The 13823-nt window shown below is 30.6% G+C and carries 13 protein-coding genes and 2 tRNA genes; 7 read left to right on the forward strand and 8 right to left on the reverse strand.

Features of this window, described 5'->3' with window-relative positions:
• Positions 1-97 precede the first annotated feature (97 nt).
• Complete coding sequence (locus EHF_RS04000; protein ID WP_044195491.1) at positions 98-1027, reverse strand: tyrosine recombinase; 930 nt, start codon at positions 1025-1027, stop codon at positions 98-100.
• 357 nt (positions 1028-1384) lie between these two features.
• Between EHF_RS04000 and secG the strand changes: the two genes are divergently transcribed.
• A complete protein-coding gene (gene secG, locus EHF_RS04005; RefSeq protein WP_044195494.1) occupies positions 1385-1717 on the forward strand; it encodes a preprotein translocase subunit SecG in 333 nt (110 codons plus the stop codon).
• Between the two features lie 15 nt (positions 1718-1732).
• Positions 1733-3361, forward strand: a complete 1629-nt coding sequence (locus EHF_RS04010; protein ID WP_044195498.1) for a CTP synthase — start codon at positions 1733-1735, stop codon at positions 3359-3361.
• 803 nt (positions 3362-4164) lie between these two features.
• On the opposite strand, the gene EHF_RS04015 is transcribed toward EHF_RS04010, so the two are convergent.
• Positions 4165-4437, reverse strand: coding sequence for a hypothetical protein (locus EHF_RS04015; protein ID WP_156928272.1), 273 nt, complete (start codon positions 4435-4437; stop codon positions 4165-4167).
• 502 nt (positions 4438-4939) lie between these two features.
• Entirely contained in the window at positions 4940-6019 is a 1080-nt protein-coding gene (ribD, locus tag EHF_RS04020; RefSeq protein ID WP_044195501.1) for a bifunctional diaminohydroxyphosphoribosylaminopyrimidine deaminase/5-amino-6-(5-phosphoribosylamino)uracil reductase RibD, read from the reverse strand.
• A 107-nt stretch (positions 6020-6126) separates the two neighbouring features.
• Between ribD and EHF_RS04025 the strand changes: the two genes are divergently transcribed.
• Positions 6127-6735, forward strand: coding sequence for a nucleotide exchange factor GrpE (locus tag EHF_RS04025; RefSeq protein ID WP_044195504.1), 609 nt, complete (start codon positions 6127-6129; stop codon positions 6733-6735).
• Positions 6736-6868: 133 nt separating this feature from the next.
• On the forward strand, positions 6869-7870 hold the full coding sequence (trpS, locus tag EHF_RS04030) for a tryptophan--tRNA ligase (RefSeq protein ID WP_044195506.1): 1002 nt from the start codon (positions 6869-6871) through the stop codon (positions 7868-7870).
• 800 nt (positions 7871-8670) lie between these two features.
• On the opposite strand, the gene EHF_RS04770 is transcribed toward trpS, so the two are convergent.
• Positions 8671-9438 carry a TRP47 family tandem repeat effector gene (locus EHF_RS04770; RefSeq protein WP_052349285.1) on the reverse strand — a complete coding sequence of 256 codons (768 nt, stop codon included), beginning with the start codon at positions 9436-9438 and terminating at the stop codon, positions 8671-8673.
• Positions 9439-9684: 246 nt separating this feature from the next.
• On the opposite strand from EHF_RS04770, the gene EHF_RS04040 reads away from it, so the two are divergent.
• A tRNA-Ser gene (locus EHF_RS04040) sits at positions 9685-9772 on the forward strand.
• 384 nt (positions 9773-10156) lie between these two features.
• Here EHF_RS04040 and EHF_RS04045 read toward each other — a convergent pair.
• The 3 genes from EHF_RS04045 to EHF_RS04050 form a co-directional block, all read right to left on the reverse strand.
• A tRNA-Pro gene (locus EHF_RS04045) sits at positions 10157-10235 on the reverse strand.
• Complete coding sequence (locus tag EHF_RS04630) at positions 10226-10606, reverse strand: MerR family transcriptional regulator (RefSeq protein WP_084475744.1); 381 nt, start codon at positions 10604-10606, stop codon at positions 10226-10228. The genes EHF_RS04045 and EHF_RS04630 overlap by 10 nt, the downstream gene beginning before the upstream one ends.
• A gap of 12 nt (positions 10607-10618) precedes the next feature.
• Positions 10619-10921, reverse strand: coding sequence for an integration host factor subunit alpha (locus EHF_RS04050; RefSeq protein WP_044195509.1), 303 nt, complete (start codon positions 10919-10921; stop codon positions 10619-10621).
• Between the two features lie 411 nt (positions 10922-11332).
• Here EHF_RS04050 and EHF_RS04055 point away from each other — a divergent pair, with 411 nt between their 5' ends.
• Together EHF_RS04055 and purE are read left to right on the forward strand one after the other, a co-directional pair.
• Positions 11333-11782 carry a TlpA family protein disulfide reductase gene (locus EHF_RS04055; protein WP_232228938.1) on the forward strand — a complete coding sequence of 150 codons (450 nt, stop codon included), beginning with the start codon at positions 11333-11335 and terminating at the stop codon, positions 11780-11782.
• Positions 11769-12269 (forward strand): 5-(carboxyamino)imidazole ribonucleotide mutase, encoded by a 501-nt coding sequence (gene purE / locus EHF_RS04060; protein WP_044195515.1) that lies wholly within the window; start codon positions 11769-11771, stop codon positions 12267-12269. The genes EHF_RS04055 and purE overlap by 14 nt, the downstream gene beginning before the upstream one ends.
• A gap of 177 nt (positions 12270-12446) precedes the next feature.
• Here the strand turns inward: purE and EHF_RS04065 are convergent, their stop codons facing one another.
• The gene (locus tag EHF_RS04065) at positions 12447-13763 is read right to left on the reverse strand and encodes a hypothetical protein (RefSeq protein ID WP_044195518.1); all 1317 of its coding nucleotides are present in this window, start codon (positions 13761-13763) and stop codon (positions 12447-12449) included.
• Between the last annotated feature and the right edge of the window lie 60 nt (positions 13764-13823).

Genomic DNA, 13823 nt, shown 5'->3' on the forward strand with positions numbered 1-13823 from the left:
GCTCTAAAGTCATATGTCACCTTCAATAAGGCTAGCCACTTCACCGGCAAGCCATATAAACAATTTTTAGCATTACCTCTCAATACACATATAACCTTTATCCATCACTTAATGGATGAAATTCTAGTAGTACATTTTTTAGCTTTTCACTCGCAATATGAGTATATATTTGCGTAGTTGCTAGATTAGCATGCCCTAACATCTTTTGTATAAAAATAATATTTGATCCATTATTTAACAAATGGGTTGCAAAAGAATGTCGAAGCTTATGAGGAGAAATGCGAGTAGCATCAATACCAGCATTTACGGCTAGACCTTTCAGTAGTTGACCTACCCTTTGCCTTGTTACATGATTATCAAATTTTGTTCCAGGAAATAACCACTGTGATAGTTTATATTTGTTAGGAACAAAACATTCATAAACCTCCATATATTTCTGTATACTTGTCACGGCAACGAGATTTAGTAATATCATCCTCTCTTTCTTTCCTTTACCTTGAATCCTCATATGACATATTTCTGAATTACCATGATCTAACGCTTCCTTTACTTCACGAAATTTTAAACATACTAACTCAGAAATCCGCACACCTGAAGAATATAGTATATTAATAATAGCATTGACCCTTCTTCCATCAGGAGAGACATCTAAAGCAGCAACATCAAGTAATATACTGACCTCTTCAAGACTTAAAGCTTTTGGAAGAGAGCGAGATAATTTAGGAGAATCTAGATATAAAGTAGGATCATTTTCAATTATATTATCTTTATATAAAAATCTATATAAATTTTTAATAGCAGATATTTTTCTCGATACAGTGTTTGCTTTATATCCTTTCTTATGTAAAAACCTGACATAATTTTGTAATTCATTGATATCAGTATTCGTTAACAGAAGGTTATCTCTATCAATAAATTCACAAAGCCCAAATAAATCAGTTTTGTAACTCTGATAGGTATTATGAGATATATGTTTTTCCGCTGCTATTGCTTCAAGAAAAATATTTACATATTTTTGGTTATCCATATCAACTAACCATTTGCATACCTTTGAATTCTAACACATAGTAAATCTATTGTAATAACAAACAAGAATACTTATAAAGCAACTCTACTATATGATTATTAATTTTTTATAATATGCATTAATATAGCACTAAAACCTTTAAGGACTATACTATATTATCCATCTGATACAATAAAAATATCTCACTGAAACACTAAAAAAACACCAATTTATACACATCGATGCATAATGTATCTTCCTAAATTAATATTACTAATACAAAACTATATTTTCTATAACCTCTGCAATCCTTGACTCAAAATAATAAACAATGTATAAATCAATTATATATGTACTTAGTATCGTTATTGTTTCTATATGGTTTTTACAGTTATACAATTAGTATTAGTATTTTTATTAGTAATTTTAATATTATTACAACCACCAGAATCTGATAATTTAGGTGGATTTGGAAGTGCACAAGGTAGTTTAGATTCAATGTTTACAACTGGGTCATCCTCTAGCTTCATTACTAAGCTTACAGTTATTATTGCTACTGCTTTTATTATTAATACAATCCTATTGGTTGGTATAAATGCTAAAAGCGTACATAAGGAATCTATTGTCAGAAAAATCGTTGACATGGGTAAGGTACATAACCTACCGGCTGCAGAACATAACAATGAGGATAGCATACCATTTAATCAGTAAGGGATATGAAGGTATATGAATCAAACTTCAACTAGGTTTATCTTTGTTACTGGAGGTGTCGTATCTTCTCTAGGTAAGGGGTTAGCTGCAGCCAGCATAGGGGCATTATTACAAGCCAGAGGATTTAAGGTCTGCCTGCGAAAATTAGATCCCTATCTTAATATAGATCCTGGAACAATGAGTCCAATTCAACATGGTGAGGTTTTTGTAACTGATGATGGTGCGGAAACAGATCTCGACTTAGGGCACTATGAACGTTTTACTGGAGTCAAAACAACAAAAAATGACAATATAACCACTGGTAAAGTATATCACAATTTATTAAAAAAAGAAAGAAGGGGGGATTATCTAGGACAAACAGTACAGATTATCCCACATGTTACTGATCTTATTAATTCTTTTATTTTACATAATGTTGATGGATTAGATTTCGTCATATGTGAAATAGGCGGTACGGTAGGAGATATTGAAAGTCAACCATTTCTTGAATCTATAAGACAAATTGGCTACAAACTTAGTAAAAATAATACTGTATTTGTTCATTTGACTTTGGTTCCATATATTGATGCAGCAATGGAATTGAAAACAAAGCCTACCCAACACTCTGTAAAAGAATTAAGTTCTGTAGGTATACAACCAGATATAATACTCTACCGTAGTAAAATCCCTTTATCAAAAGAGCAAAGAGATAAGATAGCAAATCTATGTAACGTTTCACCAACAAATATTATTCCTGCATTAGATGTCAAAAACATATATGAACTACCTATTTCTTATCACAATTATAATTTAGACACACAAATACTAACCCATTTTAATATTAATTCACATGAACCAGACTTAAGAAAATGGGAAAATATATTAAACATTTCACATACATTAACAAAGACAATAAACGTAGCAATAATAGGAAAGTACATCAAACTACTTGATGCTTATAAGTCATTAATTGAAGCTCTAGAACACGCATCAATTCACAACAAGGTAAAACTATCCATTAAATGGATAGATTCACGCTCATTAGACAGTGATGAAATACATGTATTCGATAATGTTGACTCCATATTAATACCTGGAGGATTTGGTGATGATGGAGTTAAAGGAAAGATTACAGCAATAACTCATACACGTGTTAATAAGATCCCATTTTTAGGTATCTGTATGGGAATGCAGCTTGCTATAATTGAATTCGCAAATAATGTAGTTCATTTAGAAGATGCTAACTCCACAGAATTTAATCTATATTGTAAAAACCCTGTAATACATCAATTGCCAGAATTACAGCAAAATTTCTTGGGCGGAAGCATGAAATTAGGTTCATGTCCATGTTATTTAGATTCAAACTCTAAAATTTTTTCAATATATCAACAATCAGTAATAAATGAAAGAAGAAGGCATAGGTACACATTCAATTTACAATATAAGGATTTATTAGAGCAGCATGGACTAATTTTTACAGGTAAATCAAACAATAACAATGACAGTTTAATAGAAGTTATAGAATTAAAAGATCACCCATGGTTTATAGGAGTGCAATTTCATCCAGAATTTAAATCAAGTCCTTTTCATTCTCACCCATTATTTATATCGTTCATCAAAGCTTCATTGAGTCACCAAGAAAAAAATAAACTCACAGACTTATAATTAATTGGAGCACAGTTTAGAAATCAAAAGTAAGTCCTTTTTTTCACTGTTTTTATACTAATACATCAGCACTATACGAATCATCAAGAAATCCACAAACTCTAAAAACATTTATATCATATCAGGATACAACTTCATCCAAAATTGAACCAAGTCTTTTCTTTAGTATTTATATATTACCTATCCAAACTGTATTGAATTACTAAAAATAGAATAAATTCAAAGACTGCTATAATTTAAGTTTACTACTACTTCACCTGTTGGTTACATCATACATCAAAGTTACATTGATTAATTAAGAAAAAAGTACTCCAAAGAATTATAAAAAGCTTTCAATAAATGTTACAATAGCATATAACATAAGCTTCATATTATGGAATTTATTACGATTTCAAACCACAATACAATAATGCCAACTCAAAAAACACACACACATGAAGCTATATCATACATGTTAAAGCACTAAAAAACTACATACACAACACAGCATTATTTAAAAAAGTCACTTCAAATATTTATACTGCATTACATATAAACCATAAGCTTTACTCTTACAATCACTAAACTTATAAAAAACAGTAAAAAAGGAACCGTACAGACCCAAAACAGCATAAAATACATAACAAAAAATAACTATAGAATTAAAGACTAAAACCACCAAATAACTCAAGGAACAATAACTTCATACGAAGAAAGTTATAACCATATAGTAAAGCTCAACCAACAACTCACTATATACAACACAAGAGCTACTTTCCTATGACTTTAGGAAGCTAATAATTATCTTGTACCTCTGGATATTCTTATGCTAAACTATCCTGCATTTTAGGATTCCCACAACAACTACCAGCAGCATAATCAAAATAATAACCAGGATCATAACAACAATCATAATAATGGCAATGATGATACTGCGGACAACCATAAGAGAAAGAATCCATTGCACTAAAAAAACCTGCTAATAGTAACCCTAACTCATACGGATCAATATTGACTTTAATTGATTTTACATCATCAACATCAGGCAATTGAACCTCTTGAGAAGAATTAGGTAGCTCATTAGATATCTGTGACATATTTATCCTCATTTTAATATAACACGTGGCATATAATTAATAAAATACCAACTATAATCATAATAACATTATAAACTATACACCAGACAACGTACAAACACAAAGTAAAAAACATATTTCCTATAACATTTTCGCCTACTTTAAGATCACAAACATTTTTACCACATATACCAAGATATAATCAAAAATACGCGCTGCATTAGTTCTATAAAAGTATTTTAAAAAAGTAATAAGAATCACAATATACCGTTACGAACTATAGATATTAAGCTTTGAAATTCTTATATATTTAAAGTATACCTTGAATATATAACTACTAACATCACGAGCAAAGAATACTACCCATTCACAACATTCTAAGTAGCTACAATATCACTTTCAAAATATAATATATACTTTTCTTGAAATCATACAAAACCACCAAAGTATTGAAATTTTGATACATTTCGTGTCCTATGAAATCAAACAACTATCAACACTATACTAATCTCAGGATTTTAACTTACTCACAACATTCTAAAATATCCACGATATCATCCCCAAAATACAATGTATTTATTTTTCTATAACTATAATCATGCTGTAGCGTCAATATATTCAGATCACCAATAGATGATATCGCATCATTACCAAAAATTTTATTTGATCTACACCATATAATTTTATCAATTAATTGATTTTTAAGCAATTCTGTAATTAAAATACCACCTCCTTCAACAAACAATCGAGTAATACCTATCTTCATAGAAAGCATCTTCATTGCACTTTTTAAGAAATTATCTCCACTCTCAACTATTAGATAACTAGCTTTACCCAACTTTGTTTTAGAAGTGTCATTTGTCAAAATATACGTAGGAATAACATCAGAAGTTTTTATTATATTATGATAATCACAAACTTTCCCAAAACGATCAATTACTATTCTTATTGGGGAATAACACTCTAAACCAGGAATTCTAGTGTTCAGCATTGGATTATCCTGAACAATAGTATTACTACCAACCATAATCGCATCATACATAGACCGTTGCTTATGTACCCAATTACGAGTTAGCTCATTTGTAATCCATCTACTATTACCATTCTTTAATGCTATTTTCCCATCTAAAGTAGATGCTAACTTCACTGTAATAAAAGGCCTATTCTTGATTTTACTATAGAAAAATCCAATATTTAATTCTCGTGCTTCTTCATACATGACGTCACACTTTACATCTATATTTGCATCACGTAATAATTTTATACCATTTCCAGATACACGTACATCAGGATCCATAGCAGCTATTACCATTCGCTTTACACCAGCATCTATCAATTTCAATGCACAAGGTCCTGTCTGCCCATAGTGAGAACATGGTTCAAGAGTTACATACACAGTAGAACCTTTTGCTAGATGTCCAGCATTATCCAATGCTATAACTTCTGCATGCGGTCTGCCACCAACCTGCGTATATCCACGCCCTACTATTATTCCACAATTCACCACTATACATCCAACTGTTGGATTTGGAAATACATTGCCAAGGCCACGTCTTGCAATCCTCAGTGCCAAAGACATAAACTTCTTATCGCAATGTATCATAAAATATTAACAACATAGAAAAACCATACTAATAAAACTCATAACTCTTGATATTTTCTTATAATGTTACTATATATTTCCTAGAGTTTATAAACAAGTTTAGAATTATGAGTGATAACGGCGATAGCAATACAAAAAGTCCACAACACAACAACCCTCAACCTAATGAAAAACCTGATGAGCAAGTTCAATCTAATCAAACTCAAGCAAATCCGCAAAGAAAATTCACAGCGGGATTAAAGAAGAAAGAGAAATTGCATGAAGATTTATCGGAATTAGATAAATTAAGACAGCAATTAGCACATTTTCAAAACCAATTTCGTTTAGCGGTTGCTGATAAAGAAAATGTTAAACGGATCATGCAAAAGCATATAGATGATACATCGGTATATGCAATTTCTAACTTTGCTCGGGATTTATTAAGTTCCTGTGATAATTTAGAAACATCTCTAAAAAACTTAAAGGAAGATGATAGTATCCATACAGGGGTACTGATGACTTATAAGGAATTACTAAATACTCTAGAACGTCATAATATTACCAGAATAGATCCTATTGGAGAAAAATTTAATCCTCAGTTTCATAAAGCCGTATCCCAGATGACTGATAATGAAAAAGATGATAATACCATTCTACATGTAGTACAACCTGGATACATAATAAAAGATAAGCTATTACGTGCAGCTTCAGTAATAATATCTAAGAAGGGTGACTAGCCATAATTTATCATGGTGTACGTCTATTCTTACCGTGCTAACGCATATCAATTACACATTTCTATGTATTAAATAATATATGCATAATTGTATAAATTACTATATAATATAACATTCGGTTACTAAAAGGATAATGTCTATGCCTGTTGTTTTATCTGGTATACAACCCAGTGGTAGTATACATCTTGGAAATTATCTAGGTTCTATACGTAATTGGGTGTCTTTGCAAAATTCGTATCAGTGTTTTTTCTTTCTTGCTGATTTACATACTTTAACATCTAAAAGTTATAATCCAACCGAATTAAAGCAAAACACTATAAATACGTTAGCAACATACTTAGCATGTGGTATTGACCCAGATAAATCAGTTTTATTTACTCAATCATCCATACATGCACATGTAGAACTGTTTTGGATATTTAGTTGTATAACTCCAATGGGACAATTGAACAGAATGACTCAATTTAAAGAAAAAAGTCGCAACAATGCATCAACATCCTATTTAGGCTTATACAGCTATCCAGTATTAATGGCTGCTGATATATTAATATATAAAGCAAATGTTGTACCGGTAGGTATTGATCAGAAGCAACATTTAGAATTAACTAAAGACATTGCAATAAGCTTTAACTCTACATACAATACACAATACTTTCAAATCCCAGAACCATTGATTATACAAGAGTCCGCAAAAATCATGAATTTAAGAAATGGGAAGAAAAAAATGAGTAAATCTGATTTGTCAGACTATACACGCATTAACTTATATGATAGCAATGACACGATTTCAAAAAAAATAAGCAAAGCAACCACTGATTCTGTGATAGGGTTCAATTTTACTAGTTTAGATAGTAGACCTGAAGTAAAAAACCTTGTCAGTATATACGCTACACTTTTAAACATTAATATAGAACAAGCATGTATTGATATCGAAAATTTTACTACAAAGCAATTCAAAGAACACTTAACAGAATTACTCATTCATAACGTTGCTCCAATACGAAATAAAGTAATAGAATTGCTTGACGATAAAGAACAACTTTATAACATCATCATATCAGGCAACAACAAAGCAGCATCTATTGCTAACAAGCACATATTAGAAATTAAAGAAATCATAGGATATTGGCCATAATCTTATTACAGTAACAAAATCTCCTAAGTACATTATTTATACTATATTCATTATAGGTATACTACTTTCAACCTGATAATTAATGTTAAATAATAAATACATGCTAGAAATTAAAGAATTTATATAGCACCCTTACTTTAGTAACAAAAGCTGTTAGTATAGGTGCCATATATTCACTACAGGTGTAATATTTGCAATTTGACGATAGACATCCTTAATAGTTAAGCTTATTAATATGCCAAAATAGTAATAAAATAGTTAATAACTTATAAGATTTTTATTGCGTCTAACATTAACATCACTATATGAAAAAACAAAAATCCATTCTTACAAATTGGTACATTTGTGAGATTATATCACTCTTTATAGTCCTGAAAAACTTTATGGTATAGCTAATCTTATAGGATAGATAGTCTTAAGCATATAATAACTCAACTTTTCTTACACATTTTTGAGCAATTACATTATAAAAAGGTACGGCTAATCAACAAAAACTTATAAAAGTGAATTACACATTACAAGTTAAAAACCAATCCTCACACTTCTATAGTAATAATAATAAGAGTAAATAAAAAGTTTATTTATTAACTTAAAAAAGACTAACTTACCACTCGATACTACAACATAAACACAAAAAACAGTATATATTCTGCACCTATTAAGATTACAATAATTTTATTATACAACCACGGCTTAGCTCCTATAAAAATAGAAGCTAAACCTTTAATTAGTACAGTATAGAATAGAAATATTTTCTACAGTTTTATAACATTTAAAAGAATTAAATTAGTATTTTGTTTTTAGAAATAAAAGTATTTACCACCAAATTGAGCAGCTACTTGTTCTTCACGTGCAAAAGACTCAGGGTCGCGAATAATATCCCTCATTTCCAACAAGCGTGATCTAGGCTGAGTTTCAGAACTTACTTGCGAAGATGCAATAGTATCGTTAGAATCTTCTGTATCTTCAGATACACCATCAATACTAGATGCAGATACTACACTTTCAGGTACATTAACATTTTCAGAAACTATTGAATTGTCAGATGCATTATTTGCAACAGCAGGTAATATTACAGACTCTGCTGCTACAGGAGATTGAACTGTTATACTTTCATTTGGAGATACGATTTGATCCATTGCAGATTTTATGCCTGCAGGCAAAGATCCAACTTCACCTCTTGCATGTGTACCATGACTGTGTGACCCATTAAAAGCACAATCAGAATCATGATTACTTGAAACACAATCACTTACAGTATGCATGTTAACCAAGAAGTCTGGATGGTTAGTCTGATTCAACCCTTCAAAAGGGGCCATAAGATCAACTAAGAAAGAGGCTTTTAAATTATGATTCTTTATATCAAATATAAAGCTCTCAGCTGTGACACCATGGAAATCTGATATAACATGACCATTATTTCTGAATAAAAGATGATAACCATGACCAGCTTCTTGTCCAACATCAAGCTGCATGTCATTACTTGTAACAACAAACCTGTCTCCACTATCAATATGTAAGTTATTAGAGAAATCAATATTATTAATCTCTGTTGTTAAATGAAGCATACAATAACCATTAGTAAAATAGCATGCTCTAATTATACAATTTAGTGTGTTAATTTTGTTTTAAATTAACTTTCTCTGCAGCAAAAAAGAAACATTTGTATTATATAAACAATCGATATATGATATCATTGTCTTTATTTTTCATGTCAATAGCATTAATTTACTAATGTTCAGCACCACTCATAATTCAAACAATCAAATTAAAGAGATATTGCACTATTTTAAATATTATGCTACAAGTAAACCGGATGGATGGCCGAGCGGTTTAAGGCACCAGTCTTGAAAACTGACGTACGTTAATAGCGTACCGTGGGTTCGAATCCCACTCCATCCGTGCTTTCGCTGTGATATCCATATATTTTTCATAATATTATGTAGCTGTTACTCTTCTCATTAATACTGTTATAGTAGAAGGGAAAAAACAGCAAATATATAAAGATTACTAAAATTTTAATACAACCTACACATTCAATAATGTTATTATAATTTACAACTAAAGTAATATATCATGTATTTACAATACTATTTATAGATTTTATTATTATCCTCCATTAGAAAATTATCACGAACTTCATATAAGATCATTTAAAATATATAATAATAAAACTATATATTCTTAGTTATAACCACGTATACTACTTACTGATACCAAGGTAAAGAATAATATCAGTTTAAAAAATAGAATAAAAATTACTTTTTAATACTCACATCAAACAAATGGTCGGAATGATGGGATTCGAACCCACGACCTCCAGTCCCCCAGACTGACACGCTAAACCAGGCTGCGCTACATTCCGTTTAGCTTCTTTAATAAATTATCTCTCAAGTTCAGCATCTCATCTAGTAGCCTAACCAAACTTTCTTTATAAACACTGTGGTCTACATTATTATTGTCTTTGCTAACCTTAGCAGTTTTTTTATTTAGTTCTTGCTGCACACCCTTAATTTTATATCCCTTATCATATAATAAATGTTTAATATATTTTAAAGTATCAATATTAACTTGTGAATACAATCTCCTACCACGACGCTTAATTGGATTAACTTGAGGAAATTTTTCTTCCCAAAACCTTAGCACATACTGCTCAACATTTAAGTCTTTTGCAACTTCGCCTATTGTTTTAAGCTTATCACTGTATTCACTTTGTAACAGCTTCTCCTCATTCATTAACTTCACCTTTTATTCTGTATCACCATCACTATTAATCGAATGTTTAACAAGCATTGACGGATAAAATGATACAGTATTACGTTCTTTAATAACAAATTCCTCTGAAGTTCTTGGATTACGACCCATACGTGCTTTCTTTTTATAAGACTTAAAAGTACCAAAAGAAGATATTTTTAATATACGATCTTTCACCAATGCACTTACCATTTCATCTAAAATTTTCCCAACAATAGATGAAGCATCCTCACGAGACAACCCTACATCTCTATTAATAACTTCTGCTATCTTCGATTTAGTAAGAGTTTGAGTCATATCACAAATAACTTAAAACTTAATGCTTTTTATTCTATATTATTAGATAAAAAGTTCAAGATTATATTCTACAAATATACTAAGCACAGAAACAAAAAACTATCATCTAATTAATTTTTCTACACCACCACTCTAATCTCGTGTTTACTTAATTTAATAAATTTATAAAAAGACATTAAACTACTTTAAACTATAACTTTAAAATAACCTTTATAGATCAAAATTATCTTTTAGCAAGCAACTATATAATATATAGTAAAATTCCAAGTGCTTGTTAAAAGCCATACATAAAAATATAAATAGGTAACGTTTATGAATAACAAACACTTTGTATTTTTCACTTGTATTATTTGTTTATTTATTGCACTTACTATCAACAAGATATCCTCCTACTATCAAATACAGCGTAACATGCCAGATACGCTATTACAAATTAAGGAAATTAATTCAGATGCAGCATTGTCTGAGATGTTAACAATAAAAGATTCAAAAGTAAATGTCATAGTAATCTACACATCTTGGTGTAGTAGCTGCATAAAAAAGTTACCAATAATTAATAAGGTTATTACCGATAATGAGAATATTAACCCAATCATTATTTCATTAGATGAAGACAAAACCAAGTTACTATCCTTCTTATCTAAGCAAGGTAATCTACATTTTACTCCATATAATGTACCCCAAAGTTACATGGAAAAACTATTGTCACATTTAACTACCAAAGGCATAACATTTGATCATCATATCCCCTACATAGCAGTTTTATATAATGGAATGGATCCAATAACTAATATAGATAGCGTACCCAAGCTGAAATCAATTATTCAAGATGTTATAGAGAAATACCATGTCAACCAATAAAACCACTACAAACGTTGCAGTCATTATGGGAAGTCAATCAGATTTTTCAACAATGAATAATTCAATATCAATTCTAAAAGAACTTAACATAACTCATGAAGTAATGATTATATCTGCTCATAGGACACCAGAAAGACTTTACACATTTGCAAAATCCGCAGAAAACAACGGCTTCAAAGTCATTATAGCAGGAGCAGGAGGAGCAGCTCATTTACCAGGATTAGTAGCATCTTTAACACACATACCAGTCATAGGAGTACCTATAAAAAGCAGTAACTTAAACGGAATAGATAGCTTATTATCAATAGTGCAAATGCCCAAAGGAATACCTGTAGCAACAATGTCTATAGGATCATCAGGAGGATATAATGCAGCTATAATGGCAGCATCCATTTTATCTCTAGAAAACGATGAAATTAGAAAGAAGTTAAAAACATGGAGAAAGAATTTATCTGACTCAGTAAAATTAACTCCAGATATATTATAAGCTTCATTAAGAACAGAATTCTGATTTTATAATATTTAAAAATAAGCTAATAAACTGCTTTATGTACATTATATGAAAAGTGCATAATTATTAAAATATAAAAGAACATCAAAAAGGTTTTATACTTTAATATAACCTACAATCCACAGCCCATACTTCAGTATGAGATATTTATTACTACGAATGATGCAAGCTATGAGTACTTCCACTTACTACAATGTCTTCCATTCTTAGCACATCACTACTAGCTGTACTATCATCACCAAGTATGCAAAAATCATCTCCCTTATCATCTTCCCCCCTATTACCCAGATCACCAATCCCCTGTACAGCAAAATCCTGAAGAGATCTACACACATCTGTAAGAACAGTAGAGCGTTTCCCAAGCAAAAAGCGCAGCATACGTATTTGCAGTGATGGTACTTGTACAAATCCAATAGCCTTCAATTGCTGCAGATTACTACCTCTACACAGTTCCATTTTTTCTTTAAAATCTCTACAAAAGTCCTCCAGAGCCTTTATAGCATCAACGATAGAACCAGTGTTGCACGTATCGGTCTGCCACTTATCTATCTTTGATGATAGCATTGACAAATAATCATGGAATCTCCACATACAATCATATAGTGAGTTATTATTCCAAGGTAAAAAAGAAGCTGCTATTTTTGGCTTTGGTACTTTCTTTTTTATGTCTGCAATAATAACGCATACATCACATTTCAGACTATCGGTGCTAATTGCCGGTGTTGATAAGTCAATACGCAATTCTTGAAGGAATTGTATTTTTTTCTCTAAAGTTGCACCCTCTGCTTTCAATATACGCAGGATACAGTCATATAACTGAGTCTCTGTTTCCCTAGCACTATTATGATAAACAGATAATTGAGTCAGCTTTTCTTTTATATCTCCAACTGTATCCTGCATTACTTTAATTTTATTACTCGCAGTAGCTGTAGTTTGAGAAAGCAATTCCTCAAGTCTTGAGCATTCAGCATTAAGTTCATTAAAATTAACACTATATTTATCCGCAAGAGCAGCCTGTTTATTTTCCAAGTATTCATAATTACGCATTACAGCATTAACACTCTCCTTATTTGCATCTAATTCATACTTTAAAAGGCCACAAATTCTCTTAGCAGAACTCATAAGGTCATCAAGCTCATCCGTAATTTGCTCAGTTATGTTCTGAGCTGTACGCATCTTATAAATCAAGAAGCACAATAATATAAAAGATGGTATAACAATAATTAATGCTATTGAAAAAAAAACAGGTACATTTGCACTAAATAATTTGTATTTACCCTTAAATATTGGCAGAAAAAATTCACTATGATGATACAACACCACAATAGACATCAGATTAACTAACATAGCTACATATATACCTATGCCTAAAAAAATATTATGTTTCGACCTTAATTTGTTATGCTGAGAAAGCTTAAAATAACAATTAAAAATTTTATCTACATTACTGAATTCTTTATCAAGAAGCATATTATTTCACAATTATTAATGAATTAAATAAACATCACACCTCAGGGTATGCATTAAAGA

The sequence above is a fragment of the Ehrlichia japonica genome, assembly GCF_000632845.1.
Lineage (GTDB): Bacteria > Pseudomonadota > Alphaproteobacteria > Rickettsiales > Anaplasmataceae > Ehrlichia > Ehrlichia japonica.

Bases quoted from the DNA above. Each gene is read 5' to 3' on its own strand.
- EHF_RS04000 (WP_044195491.1), bottom strand. From the start codon at position 1,027: ATGGATAACCAAAAATATGTAAATATTTTTCTTGAAGCAATAGCAGCG.
- secG (WP_044195494.1), top strand. From the start codon at position 1,385: ATGGTTTTTACAGTTATACAATTAGTATTAGTATTTTTATTAGTAATT.
- EHF_RS04010 (WP_044195498.1), top strand. From the start codon at position 1,733: ATGAATCAAACTTCAACTAGGTTTATCTTTGTTACTGGAGGTGTCGTA.
- EHF_RS04015 (WP_156928272.1), bottom strand. From the start codon at position 4,437: ATGTCACAGATATCTAATGAGCTACCTAATTCTTCTCAAGAGGTTCAA.
- ribD (WP_044195501.1), bottom strand. From the start codon at position 6,019: ATGATACATTGCGATAAGAAGTTTATGTCTTTGGCACTGAGGATTGCA.
- EHF_RS04025 (WP_044195504.1), top strand. From the start codon at position 6,127: ATGAGTGATAACGGCGATAGCAATACAAAAAGTCCACAACACAACAAC.
- trpS (WP_044195506.1), top strand. From the start codon at position 6,869: ATGTCTATGCCTGTTGTTTTATCTGGTATACAACCCAGTGGTAGTATA.
- EHF_RS04770 (WP_052349285.1), bottom strand. From the start codon at position 9,438: ATGCTTCATTTAACAACAGAGATTAATAATATTGATTTCTCTAATAAC.
- EHF_RS04630 (WP_084475744.1), bottom strand. From the start codon at position 10,606: ATGAATGAGGAGAAGCTGTTACAAAGTGAATACAGTGATAAGCTTAAA.
- EHF_RS04050 (WP_044195509.1), bottom strand. From the start codon at position 10,921: ATGACTCAAACTCTTACTAAATCGAAGATAGCAGAAGTTATTAATAGA.
- EHF_RS04055 (WP_232228938.1), top strand. From the start codon at position 11,333: ATGCCAGATACGCTATTACAAATTAAGGAAATTAATTCAGATGCAGCA.
- purE (WP_044195515.1), top strand. From the start codon at position 11,769: ATGTCAACCAATAAAACCACTACAAACGTTGCAGTCATTATGGGAAGT.
- EHF_RS04065 (WP_044195518.1), bottom strand. From the start codon at position 13,763: ATGCTTCTTGATAAAGAATTCAGTAATGTAGATAAAATTTTTAATTGT.